Raw genomic sequence first — 17309 nt, forward strand, 5'->3', positions numbered from 1 at the left:
TGAACTGGTCAAGTAATCCCGGACACCGATTACGGTGTTTATGCCGCTTTTTGCTCCATGGCTATTGGCGACAGGTAGTTGTTGTAGCTGTGGAGCCTGATTCGGTTGTATCGCATGAAGAAGCTGGTCATATCCCGCCTGGCTTCTTCAACTGTGGTGTAGCCCTTATTGGGCACCCACTCTGATTTAAGCGTCCCGAAGAAACGCTCTGTTGGCGCGTTGTCCCAGCATTGCCCTCTGCGGCTCATGCTTTGCGTTATTCCATGCTCCAGCAGCTCGGACTGAAAGAGCTGGCTGGTGTATTGGCTGCCTTGATCCGAATGAAACATCAAGCCTGCATGTTTGCCTCGAACCTCCACCGCCATTCTCAGCGCCTTGCTAACCAGGTTGGCGTCGTTGATCAGGGAAAACGCCCAGCCAACGATTCGGCGGGCGAACAGATCAATGACCGCTGCCAAGTGATACCAACGTTTACCAACCATCAGGCTGGTAACGTCGCCGCACCAGGCCTGATTGATTGCGGTTGGCTCGAAGTTACGCTCGAGCAGATTCTTGGCCACAAATGCTTCGACGCCTCTAGAGCGATACTGATGGCGGCGGCGCTGTCTGCTGGCCAGATTTGCCTCCGCCATGAGTTTTCCGGCCAGATGCCGTCCCACCTTGATCTGCTGGGCTTTCAAGTGCTGAGAGATCATCCGCGCGCCTGCACTTCCCCGGCTTTCGTCATGCAATTGCGCAACTTTTGCTCTGAGCGCGTCACGCTTGGTATTCGGCACTGAGCGACGCTTAAGCCAGTCATAAAACGCGCTGCGGGAAACGCCCAGCGCACTGCAAAGCAGGCAGATCGGATACGAACTCGACTCTCTCAGCTCCTCGATCAGGAAAAACGATCGGGATCCGACATCAAGAGAGCCGTAGCCTTTTTTAAGATTTCAGCCTCGGTCTCCAGGCGCTTGACCTTGGCTCGCAGCTGTTGAAGCTCTCGCTGTTCATCGCTGATTGCCTTAGTACCTGCCACTGGCTGCCCTTTCTGACGCTCTTTGCGAACCTGCTCAATCCAACGGCGCAGAGCCGTGGGGCCAACCTCCATCGACGCACAGACGTCAGGAACTGAGCAGTTATCATCAAGTACCATGCTTACAGCACGTTGCTTGAACTCGCGGGTGTAGGTCTTTCGCTCTTGCATGAAACCTCCTGATTGGGCGAATCATATCGCCCTTAAGAGGTGTCCGGGAGCATTAGGCCAGTTCAGCTTGCCCCCGATGGCGGCCTCTGGGCCGACCAGGATGCTGGATCAGTCGAGTACATATCCGTTGCTGCGGTAACGGCCACTTAGGGTTCCGCCCTGACGGCGGCTCACTTTTGAAAAGCGCAAAAGTCCAGGTTCTATCGGTTCGACCTACGTGCACGGCCTGGATGTGGAAGAGAAATACGCCTTCGGAGATCGGGCTGAGCGCAAGGGCATGAACGTCTACAGCATCCGTGGACAGGGCAATGCCGGGATCGAGAACGCCGATTTTGCGTTCGAAGTGGCCCGTCAGGAAAAGCGTTCGGGCTCGCAGCGGGCGATGTTCTTCGACGCGGGTTACACCTTCGTCGACAAGCCATGGCAACCGACCGTCAGCTATCGTTATTCGCGCTATTCCGAAGGCTGGGACTTCCTGTTCCAGGGCGGTTATCGCAAGCGCCTGCAGGGAGAAATCGGGCTTAATTACGCGGGCTCCGTAACCTCGAATATGGAGATCCACGACGTGCTCCTCTCGGTCAAGCCGACCGAGAAGTTGACCCTTAATGCGATGGCGTTCAACTATCACCAGCTGTCCCGTCGCCATGAGTTGGACTTCGCTGCGCAGGAGGTCGATTTTTTTGTCGATTGGGCGGTCACGGAGAACATCACGCTGTCGCCGCTGATTGGCTTCTACAAACCGGAGAAGTGGCTGGGCAACGGTGGCCGGCAGAGCGGCGACGCCTCAACCAACACCTACATGCAGTTCATTGTGTGGGCGACGTTCTGAGTCGTCTGAGTCGTCATTGAGGGCTGGTGCAGTCAGGGCAGGCGTTGACGTTTTGCGTCAACGCCTCCTTGCGTTCATGCCCATGGTTTCTCGAATCTGCTCAACCCCTTCTCGTGTCAGCTCAACCCTTCGGCGCGGCAATAGCCGCGCCGCTGCGGTCCTGCAAACCCCCTCCCAGAGACTTGTACAGCGCGACTGTGTTGACGATATCGTCACGTCGCAACTCCAACAACGCCTGGCGTGCGGCGTAGAGCAGGCGCTGTGCGTCCAGCAGCTCCAGCCTGCCATCCAGCCCCGCCTGATAGCGCAGGGTTGACAGCCCAAGGCGGCGTTCCGCGGTCTTTACGGCACGTAGTTGCGCTTCGATTTGTCTATCGAATGTCGCTGTACCGGCCAAGGCGTCCGCGACCTCCCGAAAAGCCGTCTGGATGGTGCGCTCATAGAGGGCAATGGCTTCGGATTTACGCACCTTGGCCAGGTCCAGTTCGGCGCGCAGCTGCCCGGCCTGGAACAGCGGTTGGGTCACCTGAGGCACGAATCTCCAGACCTGCCGCGAGGGGTCGAACAAATCCCCGATTGATGAGCTGGCATAACCAAAAGAGGCGGTCAGTGAAATTCGCGGAAAGAACGCCGCACGCGCGGCGCCGATATTGGCGTTGCTGGCGATAAGGTGTTGTTCGGCCTGGCGCACATCGGGACGCGTCAAGAGCACGTCAGCCCGCAGTTCGGCGGGCAGTCGTGCGATGACGGGTTGCCGTTCCAGCGGCAGTGCCGAGGGCAGATCGTTGGGCAGCTCGCTGCCGACAATCAATTGCAGGGCGTTGCCGGCCTTGGCAAGCGTACGCTGACGTGCCTGCAAGTCGGCTTCGGCCAGTGCGACCTGGTTTTCGGCCTGGGCGACGTCCAACTCACTGCTCTGCATCGACGTCTTCATCAGGCGAGCCAGTTCCAGGGACACTCGCCAATCCGCGAGTGTGCGCTCGGCCAGTTGGCACTGCTCACGGGCCAGTTGCTGTGCGAAATACGTCTCGGCAACGGCACTCACCAGGATGATCTGAGCAGCGTCACGGCCATTTTCACTGGCGAAGTAGCGTGCCAGCGCGGCATCGGAAAGTGCCCGTACACGTCCGAATAGATCCAGCTCGAACGCATTGATGCCCACGTTCACACCCACCTGCTGAGTGACTTGGCGATTTTCGCTGCCCTGGCCGCTCACGCCTGCGGCCCGCTCGCGAGTGGCGCTTGCATCGGCGGACACGGAAGGAAAACGTCCGGCGATTTGAATCTGTGACATGGCCCGGGCGGCTTCGACATTCAGCGTAGCCAGACGCAGATCACGGTTGTTCTGCAGCGCCAGGTCAATCAACCGCTGCAAACGCAGATCGCCGAACATCGTTCGCCAGCCCAGGGCTGCAGCCGTCAACGAAGCGCCTGACTTCATCGCGGCCCCTTCCTGCAGTGGAAAGTGCGAAGGAACGGGCAGCGCCGGACTGTCCAGCTTGGGCGTCAGCACACAGGCGGACAGGCAGCCAGCCAGGGACAAGCAAACCAACAGGCGCATGTTTAATTTTCCGGGGTCATGGTTGAGGTGCTTTTGGAGCGGCGTGCACGCCATGCCTCGAAGCGTTCCTGGCTGCCGATTACGAAGACGAAGAACGCGGGCACAAAGAACACCGCCAGCAAGGTGCCACTGAGCATCCCGCCGAATACGCCAGTGCCGATTGCATGCTGGGTTTCCGCGCTGGCGCCCGAGGCGAGCATCAGGGGGACAACGCCGAGAGTGAAGGCCATGGACGTCATCAGAATCGGGCGCAGGCGTAGCCGAGAGGCGGTGACTGCCGCGTCGATCAACGTTCTGCCTTCAGCATGCAACTGGCGCGCGAACTCTACGATCAAGATGGCATTTTTCGCCGACAAACCGATGATTGTGATCATCCCGACCTTGAAAAATACATCGTTGGGCAAGCCTCGCAGCATCACTGCGGCGACTGCCCCGAGCAGGCCCAATGGCACCACCAGCACCACTGAAAGCGGAATCGACCAGCTTTCGTACAATGCGGCGAGCACCAGGAAAACCACCAGCGCTGACAACAACATCAACAACGGCGCCTGCGCTGCCGACTGTTTTTCCTGTAGCGATTGGCCTGTCCACGCCACAGCGAAGCCCTGGGGCAACTGCGCGACCAGGCGCTCCATTTGCGCCATCGCCGCTCCGCTTGAGACACCCTCGGCAGCGCCACCGGTAATGCGCACCGCCGGGAAACCCTGGAAGCGCATCATTTGCTGGGGGGACTCGGTCCACACCGGCGTCACCACTTCGCGCAACGGCACCATGCCATTTGTCGAGTTGCGTACACGCAGGCTCAGTACGTCTTCCAATTGCATACGCGCAGCGGCATCGGCTTGCAAAATGACGGATTGCAGGCGTCCTGCGTTGGGAAAGTCGTTGACGTAGAGTGAGCCCATGGCCGAAGACAACGTGCTGTTCACGGCGGCGAACGACAGGCCCATTGATTCGGCCTTCTGCCGATCAATCTCCAGTCGGACGCTCTCGCCAGGTGGCAGGCCATCGGCGTAAACGCCGCTGACGAGCGTGTCCTGCGCGGCCAGTTTCAGCAGTTGCGCCTGGGCCGCCAGGAGCGCTTGCTCTCCACGATTTGCCCGATCCTGTAGAAAAAAGGTGTAGCCGGACGACGTGCCCAGGTCATCTATCGGCGGCGGCATCAGGCTCATCGTGGTGCCTTCGACACTGTCGGTCATCGCGCTCTGGGCCAGCGCGGCCTCATTGCTCGCTGTCGCACCATTGCGTTGATTCCAGTCCTTGAGCATGGTGAACGCCATGGCCGTGTTGGGGCCGGAACCTGCGAAGCTGAAGCCCTGCACCACCAGGTTGGCGGCAAGCGCCGGACGTGACGCCACATGGGCTTCGAACGCCTTGACCACATCCAATGTGCGCTCGCTGGTTGCGCCGGTTGGCAACTGGATCGATGTCATGAAATAACCCTGATCCTCCTCAGGCAGAAACGAGGAGGGCAACTGCGCCATGGCAACGGCCAATACGGCGCATATCGCCGCAAAAATCAGCATCATCCTGCCGCTGCGCCCGACCATTTGGCCTACGCGCTCGCTGTAGCGGCCAGTGAGTCGCTCGAAGGCTCGGTTGAACGCACCGAAAAAGCCGCGCTTGTCGTAATGACCAGGCGTGACCGGGCGTAGCAGCGTTGCGCAAAGCGCGGGCGTCAGGGTCAACGCCAGCAGCGCCGAGAACAGGATCGATACCACCATGGACAGGGTGAATTGCTGGTAGATGACGCCGACGGACCCGGTGCCGAATGCCATGGGTATGAACACCGCCGTGAGCACCAGGGTGATCCCGATCACCGCACTGCTGATTTCCTTCATGGCCTGGGACGTCGCCGCTCTTGGCGATAACCCCTGGGTAGCCATCAGGCGTTCCACGTTTTCCACCACGACGATGGCATCATCGACAATGATGCCAATGGCCAGCACCATGCCAAACATGGTCAATGCGTTGATCGAGAACCCCGCCAGCAACATCACGGCGAAGGTGCCGAGCAGGGCGATGGGTGCAACGATGGCGGGAATCAACGTGTAACGTACTTTTTGCAGGAACAGGTACATCACCAGAAATACAAGGACCATGGCTTCGAGCAAGGTATACACGACCTTCTCGATAGAGACCTTGACGAAGGGTGCTGTGTCGAAGGGGATGGAGTACGACATGCCTGTCGGCATGCTGGGTGCGAGCTCGGCCAATCTGTCGCGCACCGCCTGGGCGGTGCGCACGGCGTTTGCGCCTGGCGCCAGCTGAATGGCGGCGCTGGTCGCGACCTTGCCGTTTTCTCGATTGGAGAATGCGTAGGATTGCGCACCCAGCTCGACACGCGCTACGTCGCCAATCAGCACTTTTGAACCGTCCACATTGGCGCGCAGTACGATAGCCGCAAACTGCTCCGGGGTTGATAGCTGCCCTTGCACGGTCAACGGGATCGTCAGGCGCTGGCCGGGCAGTGTGGGTTCGTCACCCAATCTACCCGGGGCGATCTGCGCATTCTGCTGCTCGACCGCCTGGGCCACATCACTCATGGTCAAGCCGAACGCCGTCAGCTTGGCCGGCTCCACCCAAATACGCATGGCCTGTTCAGCGCCGAATAACTGCACGCGACCCACGCCTTTGATCCGTCGTAGCTCCTGCACCACGTTGCGCGCCAGGTAATCGTTGAGGGCGAGTTCACCGAAGCGCAAGTCGGGCGATGTCATGCCGATCATCATCAGAAAACCCGACGCCGCCGACTCGACCTGCATGCCGTTCTGACGCACCACCTGCGGCAGGCGTGTTTCGACCGCCTTGACGCGATTTTGTACATCGATCTGGGCCATTTCGGGGTTGGTGCCAGGCACAAAAGTGGCGCTGATCTGCGCGGTGCCCGATGCGTCGACAGCGGATTCGAAGTACAGCAGATTCTTCACGCCTGATAGTTCACGCTCAATCAGGCTGACGACCGAGTCGTTAAGCGTTTGCGGCGAAGCCCCCGGATAACTGGCCGTCAGGCTGACTGACGGAGGCGCTACCGAGGGGTAACGCGCGATCGGTAGTTGCGGAATGGCAATAAGGCCGAACAATACAATGAACAACGCGATCACCCAGGCGAACACCGGGCGATTGATGAAAAACTGAGACATGAGGGGGTTCTCTGCCTAACGCGCAGTGGCGTTGAGTGGGAGCGCAGCGGCATTCGCCTGCCAGGAGGCGGCGCTGACTTGCGCGTTTTCGGTCAGGCGCTCCAGACCCTCGATGACAACGAGCTGTCCAGCGCTGAGCCCGGACACGACGCGGTAGCGGCGATCGACCAGTTCCCCCAGTTCGATTGCGACAGCGTGTGCCTGCTCCTTGGCATCTATCACCCACACGCGTGCCTGGCCGCCGCTACGCAGTACGGCTTGCTGCGGTACGCTCAGCGCCTGCGGATAATCGGCCAGTGGCACCCGCGCTTGTACAAACAGGCCTGGCAGCAGCTGGCGATGGGGGTTGTCGACCAGTATGCGGAGCAACACGTCTCCGGTACCTGCATCTACATTAATCCCGGAGAACAGGATGCTGCCGTTGAGGCCGGTGGGGTTGCCGGAACTGTCGAGAATCTCTACGGGCAAGCCAGGCGCGCGTTGACCGTCCTGGGCGCTGAGTGATTCACGCAGCGAGCGCAGTGTCGATGCGGTTTGACGAACATCGACATACACTTGGTCAATCTGCTGGATTCTCGCCATCGGTGCGCTGTCAGTTGATGACACAAGCGCGCCTTCGCTCACCAGGGTCTGGTCAATGCGTCCGGCAATCGGCGCGTCGACTGTCGCGAACCTCAGGTCCAGCCGGCGTCGAGCCAGGGTTGCCTTGGACTGGGCGACATCCGCCTCAGCCTGATCGCGCAGTGATATGGCGTCGTCGTAGACTTGGCGGCTGACTGCCTCGGCGTGCATCAAAGGCGAAAGCCGTTCGGCCTGGATACGTGCGCGTTTCAATGCAGCCTGCGCTTTGAGCACCAGCGCTGCAGCGCTATCGACTTCGGCTTTGAAGGGGGCCGGGTTAATCTGAAACAAGGCCGTGCCGGCAGTCACTTCAACGCCCTGATCAAATAGACGCTTGTTCACGATGCCGCTGATCTGCGCGCGAATGTCGGCAGTGCGAACTGCCGAAACACGGCCAGGCAGTACCTCGCTGACTTTTATGGAAGCGGGTTCAAGGGGCATTACGGAAACCTGTGGGATAGGCACGTCGTCGGCGACTTGCCCCTCGGGGTGACACCCGGTTAAGGCGAACATAAAAAGCCCGATCCATAAGGGACACGGTCGCCTGGATCTAAAAGACATACCTGAATAACCTCATTAAAAATATTGCCAGGCTCAAGGCCGTGGCGCTCGAATGGAATGTTCAACTAAAAGAGTTGGGATTCATTCGACGTTATGTGTAGGTAGTGTGGATTTTGAAACTAACGTGGCGGGCGGTAATGATGTTCGGAGTATCCGAAAATAGTAGCGTGGTTAAATCTCCATCAAAACTCCATCGTTTCTCCACACGGTCTTGGCATTGTTCATGGAGCATGCGTTATATATAAAGAGCCCCTGAAAACCCGGCGCTGAATCGATCTGGATGTTGGCAATAACGGTTGAGTCAGGGTGCGCAGAGGCAAGTTGGCACAGGTCGATAGAATGAAATTTGATGGTTTTAATCAGCGGCTTAGACAGGCGATTGGCGGTGAAACAATCTATTCATTCGCGAAGAAAAGTGGTATTTCCGAACCCTTGTTGCGCAAATATTTGAGTGGTGAATCTGTCCCGAGTCTGGAAAAAGCCTGGAAAATGGCCGTCACGGCCAATGTCTCGCTTGATTGGTTGGCGGGGAAGGGAGCCCCGCACGTTATCCAGCAATCAAGCAGTATGGTATCCCTGGATCACAACTCACAACGTTTGAGCATTCCTCCTGGTGACGGCGCTGTCAAAGAATTTGGCGGGTTCAGCGCACGCTTGAAAAAAGCGCTGGGCGATGAAACACCCCACGCATTTTCAAATAAATGCGGAATTGCTAACAGTTCGCTATACAGTTATCTAAAAGGACGGGTTGTACCTAATATTGAAAGGGCCTGGAAAATGGCTGTCGTCGCCAACGTATCACTTGATTGGTTGGCGGGTGGGGGCTGTAAGGAGAGTCAGCCCGATCAAAATGGAGCAGGCAGTGGGGATAATGACGCCTACGTCTATATTCCACTTTACGAGCCTGTTTTGCGTGGCCGTAAGGGTCCAGGGAATCTCAGCGCAAACGTTCTCACCCACCTTGCGTTCCCCGCCGACTCATTGCACAAACAGAAACTGTGCCCGCAGCAGCTTTTAGCGATTCCAGTAATGGGTGATTCGATGGCTGGAATATTGAATGCGGGCGATATCGTAATGATTGACCTGGAACGCAACCAGCTCGATGCCGATGCCCTCTATGTGATTCGTTTGAACGACCAGTTGTATGCCAAGCGGTTGCAGCGACTTTCGGACGGTTCGGCATGCATCATTAATGAAAACAAGGCATACCGTGATGTGCTCCTAACAAAGGCTCAGGTCAATGATATTGACATTATGGGCCGTGTGATATGGACCTCCAGCTGGATGTAGGCGCTCAATATCGGGAAGCCTGCGTAGCGGCGTTGGCGCACAAGCGACATGCCGCAGGCAGAAGCGAGTGCGTTATTCCGCATCAGCGGGAAAAGGGCTATGGAAGCGTTTGCGCTGGCTGCGATCAACGCCAAAATGTACCAACATCCTTTGTCCTATACGTACGGAAGCGGGCACCGCCTGATCGAGCACCAATATGCATTCGACGGTACGCAGATTACCGCGTGTCTGCGGATCGTCCTCAAGCGTGCTATTACCAAACACAGGGCTGACACGCAGTACATGGGCAGATATGGCCGGTAGTCCGCTGCCGGTATCATCGGTGACTTGTGCCTTCATACCCGGGACAACGATGCCGATAAATGACTCGTTCAACTCGGCCCGTATGATGCGCTCTGTAGTGGGCAATAATATGAATGCGGGTCCTGATGACGCGGAGAGAGACGCGCCCAGTTGAACAAAACTACGAACAATCTGCGCATCCGCGGGTGAAACAATATTGCGCTGTTCCAGTTCATAGCGCGCACTGGCCAGTTTTCTCTTGGTGACGGCTGCGTCCGCGTCATTATCTTCAATTCGATCGTGCAACTGCTGCGCAGCTTCACGCGCATCGTCAGCACTCTGTTGATCGCCGGCCCCGACGCTTGCAGCGGTCGTCAACCGTTTGGCCTTTAGATCAGCGGCCTTGAAGTGTCTGGCCAATTGCTTGGCGCGAACCTCGAGTTGTTGTTGCTCGGCCTGCGCCGCACTGACGGCCAGTTGCGCAAGTTCGCTGTCCAGGGAGGCTAGCAATTGGCCTTTACGTACCTGATCGCCCTCGCTTACCCAGATTTTTTTCACGACACCCTCTCGCTGCGTGCCAAGCTTCAAGACCCCGCCTTCAACATCGAGACGGCCGCGCGCGATGGCCAGGTAGGGAGGGGCGGCAGGCACTGCGCCTGAAGAGGTGTCTTCCATACCGCAGCCGGTAAGACCCAGGGCGAGAACCAGTGCCAGCAATGGCCGAAACGAACCCGGATTCATAACACATGTTCCTTTTTACTGACGATGTTGATTGCGTGGGAGAAAGAGGCGTGGTCAGCCAGGATTCGACCGTCTTCAATGGTCAAGACACGGTCGCTATGATTTATCAGTCGTGGGTCATGGCTTACGCACAACACCGTTGTGCCTCGATTGCGCGCAATCTTGTGCAGTATGTCGATAATGATCTGGCCGTTGGCCGCATCCAATGCGCTGGTGGGTTCGTCGGCGAACAGCAGTTCAGGTTCCTTTGCCACGGCTCGCGCAATGGCGACGCGCTGCTTTTCACCGCCGGACAACTCGGAAGGACGCAGGTGCATGCGCGGCCCCAGGCCAACGTCTTCCAAGGCTTGGGTAGCACGTCTGGTGACGTCCTTGGCCGAGAGACCGAGGTAGCTCAGGGGCAGCTCGACCTGTTGCAGCGCATTCAAGGCAGGAAACAGATTGAAACCCTGGAAAATAAATCCCGTGTGTTGCAGGCGAAATTTTTCCAGCTCATGGGTATCCAGTTTCCCAAGGTCATGCCCCAGCGCGCTAACGCGGCCTTGTTCCGGCCGTTGCAAGCCGCTGAGAATTGCCAGTAACGTACTCTTGCCACAGCCGGACGGTCCTGAGATCAACGTCAGCTCGCCTGGCCTTATCGCCAGATTGACATCATGCAGCACAGGCGTAGTCACGCCACCCGCTATAAAGGATTTGCGAATATTGCTTGCCTGAAGTGTGGCTGGAATTGCTGATCTTAACGGTTTCATAAGGCCTATCTCAGAAGACTCGCCGGATCGGCTTGACGTAAGGTTCGAATGGCTGCCAGTCCGGATACCAGCGCCAGAATCATGCTTAGCAGCAGGCAAGCCCCCACCGCAGCGGGTGAAATTTCCACGGGAACGTTGAAATGCCAGGCGATGGCGAACAATCCGCAAGCCAGGATGCTGCTGCCCAGCAGGCCGATCGCCCCGACCCAGAACGCTTGCTCCATCACCACTTTGCGCAGCGCGTTGACGCCGACGCCAAGCGCGTTCAAGGTCGCGTACTCACGAATGGAACCGGCCACGGCGGCCACCAGGGTTTGGCTGGTAATGACCGCACCGACCAAAAATACGATGGCGGCCATGAACAACACCCCAGCCCCGGCCCCGGTGTCGAAAATCCAATACATCTGTGAGCGATGAGCAAATTGCTCTGCAGTCCAGACCGCGTAGCTGCCGAACGCCGTCGCCCCTTCGAGACGACCGGCAACCGCATCCGCCTGGGCCGGATCGCGCACTTTGGCCACCAGGTAGGTGGTGCGGTCACTGGCGATGGCGGTATCGAGTAGCCGGGCGGTGGACAACGACGTCAGCACATTCACACCCCCCAACGCCCGCAGTCCGCCGGTGATGCCCACGACGTGCACGCGACGGCCGTTAATGGTGGCCACGTCCCCCAGATTGACGCCCAGGGTGACCAGGTCGGCGCGGTCGACGATGACGGCTCCCGGCTCGTTCAAAAGCGCGCGTAGCGGCGTAGACAGTAGTTGCTGAAACATCAATCCACGTGGCCCTGTCTCAATACCAGAGACAAATACCGAGACACCGCCGGTATCGCGTGCGCCTCGCCAATCGGCATCCAGCCATTGAAATTGTTCAACCCTGGTGATGTCGGGATCCATGCGCAGCCGCATCTCCACGCCGGCGTCTATCGTTCGGCCCAGGTTGACGCTTTGAGTGCCTGGGAATCCCACCCAGACATCGGCGGCGGAGCGGGTGATATAAACGCTGGCGCTACTGAAGATTCCCGTCACCAGTCCCACTTGAAGCAATTGCAGCAATCCGGCAAAACCCACCGCAATAATCGCGGGAAGGAACCGGCGCCATTCGTAGAGGAGCGTTTGACGCGCAAGGGCAACCATCAGTCAATGTCCTTCAGGGTATCTGCCGGCAATGGCGCACCGCCTAATGCTTTGTACAACGTGATGTAGGCCAAACCTCGCTCGGCGTTGGCGCGAGCCACCTGTTGCTGGGCGTTCAGCTTCTCAATCCGGGCATCGTCGATGTCCAGTTCACTCAGTAAACCCAATCGAGCGCGTTGCTCCAGCGCGTCAAGGTAAGCTTGAGATTCGGTTAACGCGTGCAGGGACGACTGTTCATACACACGCAACTGTTCGAGGTCTCCCAGCGCGGTTTCGGTTTCAGCGACGCCCTGTAATACGGATTGTTGATAGGCCAGGACCGCGGCCTGCAGTTGATGGTCCTTGGCCTGTGCATTGGCCAATCGCTGACCCCAGTCGAACAACGGGATACTTATCCCAGGTCCGGCCGAGAAGATGCTGTCGCCACTGCGTGTTCGTTTGCGGTTGCTGGCAATATTGACCGACCACTGCAATGACGCACCTAAACTGATACGCGGATAGATATCGGCCCGACTCATACCCAGTTCGCCAGCGGCAATGAGTACCTGAGCTTCGGCAATACTGATCTCAGGCCGCGTTCGCAATAGGTCAGCCGGTAAGCTGGTCAGCTGCCAAGGCCCCAGTTTGGGTGGGGGGCCGGGCTGCAGCCACAGCGGATCCGGCTCGCTTTGTCCGACCAGTAGCGCTAACTGTTGCGCGCTTCGGTTTATGGTTTGTCGTGGTGCATTCAGCGCCATTGCGCAACGCGCCAGTTCGGCCCGCGCCTTTGCAATTTCAGTCGAGGCGGTGAGATTCAGGTGCTCGCGGACAAGCAATAATTCCAGCTTTTTACGTTGCACTTGCTCAATGGCGCTCAAAGTGGCTTCAAGCTGCTGCGCCGCGCGCAGTTCGAGCCAACGACTGCTCACTTCTGCGACCAATGACACGCGTACCGTGCGTAAGTCGCCCGTCATCAGCGCTTCATGGCCATGGGCAAGACGATCGGCACTCTGTTTTGCCCCAAACAACGGGAGTTCCCATTGTGCGTCGAGCCCCAGGAGCAAGTAAGACGTGCTGGTGTCAGGGCTGACGGCATCGGTGGTTTTTATTCCCAGTGCGGGCAAATAGGGCGACTGCGCGCGCTGACTGAGTATTCGTGTTGCCCGTAATCGCTCTGTTGCCTCGGCAACATCCAGGTTTTTCTGTAAGGCGCGAATCACCAATGCGTCCAGCTCGGGATCACCGAACGCATGCCACCATTGCTTGAACTCCGGGTGTGCAGGCGCGGTATAGGCGCGTGAATTACGCCATGCGTCAGGCGGCGCCGGGTTCAGCGGAGGCAGCGGCGCCACGGAGCAACCGGCAAGCACCAATAGCACTATTAGCGAAAGAGCCAACCTAGTCCTACTTGTTCTAAGTCTGATAAAAGGCTTGATGTTCTTCACCTGGTAGTAAATGGCCGTTCGAAGCTTTAGGGGCATGTGCTTAATTGCAAGAACCGCATCGTAGGTTGCGGTTCTGTATGGTTATTTTATTTCTTCAATAGGGATGGATCTTCTGAGCGCAGAGGTAGGGTTTTGTCCGCATGCTGATAGTTGGGTTTTAAGCGTTATCGTTGCAAATGGCGGATGCCCCGCAGCGGATGCAATGGTACTTACCCAATGTGTGCTTTTGCCCAAGGGTTGATGGAGAGTTTGTGGAGAAAGCGCTTTTGATTAGCGAGACGGTGTAGTGATATGGGTATTACGGGAAACCGGCATGGAGCCGCGTCAGAAAAAAGTGAGCCATAAATTGTCTGAAGAATTTCCAGAATTCTCGCTCAGGAGAATCAAGCTGAGAAAAGTCCGTCCTGGGGATGTTGCCTCTGTTTACGCGGGACTGTCGGATCCCCGTGTGGTCGCTCAGTACGGTGTTTCCTATACAAGCCTGGCTGCTACCGATGAGCAGATGAGGTGGTTTGAGCACATATTCGTGCAGAAGACAGGAATGTGGTGGGCTATCGCCCTGAAGACCGATGACGCAATGATCGGAGCATGCGGCCTGAATGATTGGTGCCACAAGCACCGCAAGGCTGAAATCGGCTATTGGTTGATGCCAGAGCACTGGCGACAAGGCCTTTTGACTGAAGCTCTGCCGTCAGTTGTGCGGTACGGCTTGCGCAATATGGGCCTCCATCGTATCCACGCAGACGTAGAGCCCGATAACGAGCCCAGCTGCGCGCTTTTGAAAAAACTTGGGTTTCACCTTGAAGGAACGCTTCGTGACGTTGAGCTGAAGGAGGGCAAGTTTTTAAGCCTCCACCAGTTCAGCTTGCTTGCATCAGACGCGGGTGCAGAGCGGTTCCTGGATTAATTAGCGAGACGGGTTATGTGGGTCTAATCATCGCGGAGCACAAAAGATAAGGGCCTGCCCAGGTTTCCCCGGCAAGCCCTTGATATCTATGGTGCCCGAACCCGGAATCGAACCGGGACGCCCTTACGAGCGGGGGATTTTAAGTCCCATGCGTCTACCAGTTTCGCCATTCGGGCGGTAGCGCGGTGCAGCAGGGTTGCGAATATATAGATCCAGACGCTTCGGTGCAACCTCGATGCATCCTTTCCTGCACAAACACAGGTCTGAAAAAACCTGCCAGATCAGTGATCTACGCTGCGGGGCAGGCTCCGCTCAGTCAATCAGCGCGAGCAGGTCGGTATCACCCACGTCCACGCCGGCTTGACTCAATAATGTGGTGACCTGGCCGCGATGATGGGTCTGGTGGTTGAAGAAATGCATCAGCAGGCCGAAAAACGGTTTTTCAGACGCTACGCCGTCCATGGTGTGATAACTCAATCGCAGGTCCAGGTGGGCGTCGCGCAAGCTGTGGGCCCAATTCAGGATGAGTTGATCCAGCCAGGCCCGATGGCCCGAGAGTTCACGGATGTCTGCGAACGCCAATTGCCTGAGGTCGCCGGGTGTGGCGATGGCGTTCAAGGGCGCCAACGCGCTGAATCCCGCCGGGTGCTGGGCAAAGCGTTTGAGCCAGACGGTGTCGCCCAGTGCCAGGTGATTGAGGGTGCCGAGGATCGAGCCGAAAAATGCCTGGCAGTCCGCAGTCAACGCCCCGTCTGTGAGGGTGCCGGCAGCCTCATAGACCTTGCGATTCATCCATTGATTGTAGTTGGCCATCAACCCGATGTGCTCGATGCGATTCACCTGGGTTCTCCCTTGAGGTTGTTGTGGCGCCATCATAAAGCTTGCCCGCCCGGCGGTCATGGTGTTCCATCAAGGGCGGACTAAGGTTGATTAACGCCACTACGCGCCTGGGAGGGCGACACCATGAATACCGGCGATTTACTGGAGCAATTGTTGCGCGGCGCAGGGCAGGGCGGCGGTTTGGGCGGGGTGCTTGGAGGACTGCTCAAGGGCAACCGCGCCGGTAATGCTTCGGGCGGCGGCCTCGGCGATTTGTTGGGTGGGCTCGGCGGCATGCTGGGCGGTGGCGCGGCTACGCGTCCAACACAAGGGCGCGCGGGTGGGATGAACTATGCCGCGTTGGCGTCTCTCGGGATGATGGCCTACAAAGCGTATCAGGCCTGGCAGAGCCAGCAGGCGAGCCAGGCACAACCAGCGTTCCAGACGGCCGACCAGCTCTCGGGCGCGCAAGTCGAAGCGCACAGCCATGCAGTGCTGCGCGCACTGATCGCTGCCGCCAAGGCCGACGGCCACATTGATGAAAAAGAGCAGCAGCTGATTTCCAATGAGCTGGGCAAGCATACTGACGACCCGCAATTGCAGCAGTGGCTCGACGCTGAAGTCGCCAAGCCGCTGGATGCTGCGGATTTCGCCGAGTTTGCCGCAGACCCGGCGGTGGCGGCCGAGGTGTATCTGGCCAGTGTCCTGTTGGTCGATGACCAGCAGGATGCAGAGCGCAATTACCTGGACGACCTGGCGGGGCAGCTGCACATCGATCCGCAGTTGCAACTGCACCTGGAGCAACAGGGCAAGGCCTAAAATCTCAGGGTTGCCGCCGTGGTCAGCCACTGGTCAAGCTCACCGATCAGGCTGCGCCCGAGTACCAGGTCCACGTCGACACGCTTGCCGACGTGGAATCGCGGCCCGGCCTGCCAGGCCTGATCGCCGCCTTCCTGGCCGTAGCGCTCGGCGAGCAGCGTAAGAACCTCGGCCACGCGATATTCAAACCCCGTGCCCCAGGTCAGCCGGTGCTGCTGGTCGCCATCGTGGTAGGCATGAGTCCAGCCAGCATTCAGATTCAGGCGTAACGCGTCCAGGGCTTGCCACGTCAACGGCAGGTTGAAGTCAGCACCATCGAATGTGTGCTGCCTGTCCAGGGCAAAGTGCGCCCCGGCGGCAACCGCCAGTTCAAGCCCCCAATCGTCCCGCGACAGCACCTCTACCTTCACTTGCGGACTGATTTGAGTCTCGCCCTTGCCCTCGGCAGTTGCGCGCGACAATGCCGTTCCCCACTGCACCGATTGCATCTCGTTGAACGTACAGGCCGGCGACAGCGTTTCGTTATGGGTACCGCCAGCGTGCCGGTTGGCGGTGTACCAGGCGTCGACATTACATTCGCCCGGGGCATTGATGGCGCCATCGTCGACCACATAGGCGCCGCCTGCCGCATGAGCCTTCGCAAAAAACACCATGAGCAGGACAACGCCCAGGCTCACCCCGATAAATATCAGATTGCGCTGCAGCGCCCGGCGCCTGGCCGGCGGCAACAGCAGCAGGCTGGGACGTGCGGGGCGCGAGTGACGCGCGCGGTATTTGGCAAACCCGTCCGCCTGCTTTGGTTTGTGAGGGTTGTGCATGATGCACCTCGCTTGAATTTCAGTTTTCTACGCTCAGCACCGAAATGCCGCTGGCTTTGGCCTGGCAGACCAGCTCCGAGGTGTCATCACCACCCGGCAGGGCGATGATCACGTCGGGGCGGCTGTCGGCCAGCATGAAGTGGTTGCGCTGGCGTTCCGCCTGCTTGCCGTGGCGTTGCCAATTCGGCGGATAGCGCACCACGTCAATCGCGTTTTCGCGGGCCCATTCCTCGATGTCGCTGCCCAGGAACTGGTTGCCGCCATGGATCAGCACCTGCACCGGGCGCAGGCGGTGGTAAGCGTCCAGCACCTGGCGGGACTTTTTGCTGTCGGCGTAATGCCGACCTGCACAGATCAACACGCGCATGAGTAAATCCTTGTGTTGCACGGTGAGGGCCGGGCGGCCTTCACCGTTTGAACGGA

The 17309-nt window shown here is 58.4% G+C and carries 16 protein-coding genes and 1 tRNA gene; 4 read left to right on the top strand and 13 right to left on the bottom strand.

Annotated features, from left to right (window positions below; all coding sequences use genetic code 11):
• Window positions 1–38 precede the first annotated feature (38 nt).
• Window positions 39–881 carry an IS3 family transposase gene (locus tag BFP93_RS04205; RefSeq protein ID WP_065891840.1) on the bottom strand — a complete coding sequence of 281 codons (843 nt, stop codon included), beginning with the start codon at window positions 879–881 and terminating at the stop codon, window positions 39–41.
• A complete protein-coding gene (locus BFP93_RS29110; protein ID WP_065883309.1) occupies window positions 878–1186 on the bottom strand; it encodes a transposase in 309 nt (102 codons plus the stop codon). Before BFP93_RS29110 ends, BFP93_RS04205 begins: the two co-directional genes overlap by 4 nt.
• 217 nt (window positions 1187–1403) lie before the next feature.
• On the opposite strand from BFP93_RS29110, the gene BFP93_RS04215 reads away from it, so the two are divergent.
• Window positions 1404–2015, top strand: a complete 612-nt coding sequence (locus BFP93_RS04215; RefSeq protein WP_240997020.1) for an alginate export family protein — start codon at window positions 1404–1406, stop codon at window positions 2013–2015.
• Window positions 2016–2136: 121 nt separating this feature from the next.
• Here BFP93_RS04215 and BFP93_RS04220 read toward each other — a convergent pair whose 3' ends face one another.
• The 3 genes from BFP93_RS04220 to BFP93_RS04230 are packed head-to-tail and all read right to left on the bottom strand — an operon-like array spanning window position 2137 to window position 7781.
• Window positions 2137–3576 (bottom strand): efflux transporter outer membrane subunit, encoded by a 1440-nt coding sequence (locus BFP93_RS04220; RefSeq protein WP_065892118.1) that lies wholly within the window; start codon window positions 3574–3576, stop codon window positions 2137–2139.
• Window positions 3577–3578: 2 nt separating this feature from the next.
• Window positions 3579–6719, bottom strand: a complete 3141-nt coding sequence (locus BFP93_RS04225; protein WP_065892120.1) for a multidrug efflux RND transporter permease subunit — start codon at window positions 6717–6719, stop codon at window positions 3579–3581.
• A gap of 15 nt (window positions 6720–6734) precedes the next feature.
• Window positions 6735–7781 (bottom strand): efflux RND transporter periplasmic adaptor subunit, encoded by a 1047-nt coding sequence (locus BFP93_RS04230; protein WP_240997019.1) that lies wholly within the window; start codon window positions 7779–7781, stop codon window positions 6735–6737.
• A gap of 459 nt (window positions 7782–8240) precedes the next feature.
• On the opposite strand from BFP93_RS04230, the gene BFP93_RS04235 reads away from it, so the two are divergent.
• The gene (locus tag BFP93_RS04235) at window positions 8241–9191 is read left to right on the top strand and encodes a helix-turn-helix domain-containing protein (RefSeq protein WP_083205601.1); all 951 of its coding nucleotides are present in this window, start codon (window positions 8241–8243) and stop codon (window positions 9189–9191) included.
• A gap of 72 nt (window positions 9192–9263) precedes the next feature.
• On the opposite strand, the gene BFP93_RS04240 is transcribed toward BFP93_RS04235, so the two are convergent.
• From BFP93_RS04240 to BFP93_RS04255, 4 genes are read right to left on the bottom strand one after another with little or no spacing between them, the layout of a single operon-like run.
• On the bottom strand, window positions 9264–10214 hold the full coding sequence (locus BFP93_RS04240; protein ID WP_065892124.1) for an HlyD family secretion protein: 951 nt from the start codon (window positions 10212–10214) through the stop codon (window positions 9264–9266).
• Window positions 10211–10963, bottom strand: coding sequence for an ABC transporter ATP-binding protein (locus tag BFP93_RS04245; protein ID WP_065892126.1), 753 nt, complete (start codon window positions 10961–10963; stop codon window positions 10211–10213). The genes BFP93_RS04240 and BFP93_RS04245 overlap by 4 nt, the downstream gene beginning before the upstream one ends.
• Window positions 10964–10968: 5 nt before the next feature.
• Complete coding sequence (locus tag BFP93_RS04250) at window positions 10969–12099, bottom strand: ABC transporter permease (RefSeq protein WP_065892128.1); 1131 nt, start codon at window positions 12097–12099, stop codon at window positions 10969–10971.
• Entirely contained in the window at window positions 12099–13559 is a 1461-nt protein-coding gene (locus tag BFP93_RS04255; RefSeq protein ID WP_065892134.1) for an efflux transporter outer membrane subunit, read from the bottom strand. The genes BFP93_RS04250 and BFP93_RS04255 overlap by 1 nt, the downstream gene beginning before the upstream one ends.
• A 277-nt stretch (window positions 13560–13836) precedes the next feature.
• On the opposite strand from BFP93_RS04255, the gene BFP93_RS04260 reads away from it, so the two are divergent.
• The gene (locus BFP93_RS04260; protein ID WP_065892135.1) at window positions 13837–14430 is read left to right on the top strand and encodes a GNAT family N-acetyltransferase; all 594 of its coding nucleotides are present in this window, start codon (window positions 13837–13839) and stop codon (window positions 14428–14430) included.
• A gap of 89 nt (window positions 14431–14519) precedes the next feature.
• On the opposite strand, the gene BFP93_RS04265 is transcribed toward BFP93_RS04260, so the two are convergent.
• Both BFP93_RS04265 and BFP93_RS04270 read right to left on the bottom strand, forming a co-directional pair.
• Window positions 14520–14606 (bottom strand) — tRNA-Leu (locus BFP93_RS04265).
• A gap of 136 nt (window positions 14607–14742) precedes the next feature.
• Complete coding sequence (locus BFP93_RS04270) at window positions 14743–15270, bottom strand: DinB family protein (protein ID WP_065892139.1); 528 nt, start codon at window positions 15268–15270, stop codon at window positions 14743–14745.
• Between the two features lie 123 nt (window positions 15271–15393).
• Between BFP93_RS04270 and BFP93_RS04275 the strand changes: the two genes are divergently transcribed.
• Complete coding sequence (locus BFP93_RS04275; protein ID WP_065892141.1) at window positions 15394–16068, top strand: tellurite resistance TerB family protein; 675 nt, start codon at window positions 15394–15396, stop codon at window positions 16066–16068.
• Here the strand turns inward: BFP93_RS04275 and BFP93_RS04280 are convergent.
• Window positions 16065–16886 (bottom strand): hypothetical protein, encoded by an 822-nt coding sequence (locus BFP93_RS04280; protein WP_065892146.1) that lies wholly within the window; start codon window positions 16884–16886, stop codon window positions 16065–16067. The genes BFP93_RS04275 and BFP93_RS04280 overlap by 4 nt on opposite strands.
• 19 nt (window positions 16887–16905) lie before the next feature.
• Window positions 16906–17253: a DUF2493 domain-containing protein gene (locus BFP93_RS04285; RefSeq protein WP_065892147.1), complete on the bottom strand. Its 348-nt coding sequence runs from the start codon at window positions 17251–17253 to the stop codon at window positions 16906–16908.
• Window positions 17254–17309 lie beyond the last annotated feature (56 nt).

Source organism: Pseudomonas sp. 44 R 15 (genome assembly GCF_900004965.1).
Taxonomy (GTDB): Bacteria; Pseudomonadota; Gammaproteobacteria; order Pseudomonadales; family Pseudomonadaceae; genus Aquipseudomonas; species Aquipseudomonas orientalis_A.

Excerpts from the sequence above, each read along its gene's own strand:
- BFP93_RS04280 (WP_065892146.1), bottom strand. The coding sequence starts at position 16,886 with ATGCACAACCCTCACAAACCAAAGCAGGCGGACGGGTTTGCCAAATAC.
- BFP93_RS04240 (WP_065892124.1), bottom strand. The coding sequence starts at position 10,214 with ATGAATCCGGGTTCGTTTCGGCCATTGCTGGCACTGGTTCTCGCCCTG.
- BFP93_RS04225 (WP_065892120.1), bottom strand. The coding sequence starts at position 6,719 with ATGTCTCAGTTTTTCATCAATCGCCCGGTGTTCGCCTGGGTGATCGCG.
- BFP93_RS04230 (WP_240997019.1), bottom strand. The coding sequence starts at position 7,781 with ATGCCCCTTGAACCCGCTTCCATAAAAGTCAGCGAGGTACTGCCTGGC.
- BFP93_RS04235 (WP_083205601.1), top strand. The coding sequence starts at position 8,241 with ATGAAATTTGATGGTTTTAATCAGCGGCTTAGACAGGCGATTGGCGGT.
- BFP93_RS04245 (WP_065892126.1), bottom strand. The coding sequence starts at position 10,963 with ATGAAACCGTTAAGATCAGCAATTCCAGCCACACTTCAGGCAAGCAAT.
- BFP93_RS04260 (WP_065892135.1), top strand. The coding sequence starts at position 13,837 with ATGGAGCCGCGTCAGAAAAAAGTGAGCCATAAATTGTCTGAAGAATTT.
- BFP93_RS04275 (WP_065892141.1), top strand. The coding sequence starts at position 15,394 with ATGAATACCGGCGATTTACTGGAGCAATTGTTGCGCGGCGCAGGGCAG.
- BFP93_RS04285 (WP_065892147.1), bottom strand. The coding sequence starts at position 17,253 with ATGCGCGTGTTGATCTGTGCAGGTCGGCATTACGCCGACAGCAAAAAG.
- BFP93_RS04250 (WP_065892128.1), bottom strand. The coding sequence starts at position 12,099 with ATGGTTGCCCTTGCGCGTCAAACGCTCCTCTACGAATGGCGCCGGTTC.
- BFP93_RS04255 (WP_065892134.1), bottom strand. The coding sequence starts at position 13,559 with ATGCCCCTAAAGCTTCGAACGGCCATTTACTACCAGGTGAAGAACATC.
- BFP93_RS04220 (WP_065892118.1), bottom strand. The coding sequence starts at position 3,576 with ATGCGCCTGTTGGTTTGCTTGTCCCTGGCTGGCTGCCTGTCCGCCTGT.
- BFP93_RS29110 (WP_065883309.1), bottom strand. The coding sequence starts at position 1,186 with ATGCAAGAGCGAAAGACCTACACCCGCGAGTTCAAGCAACGTGCTGTA.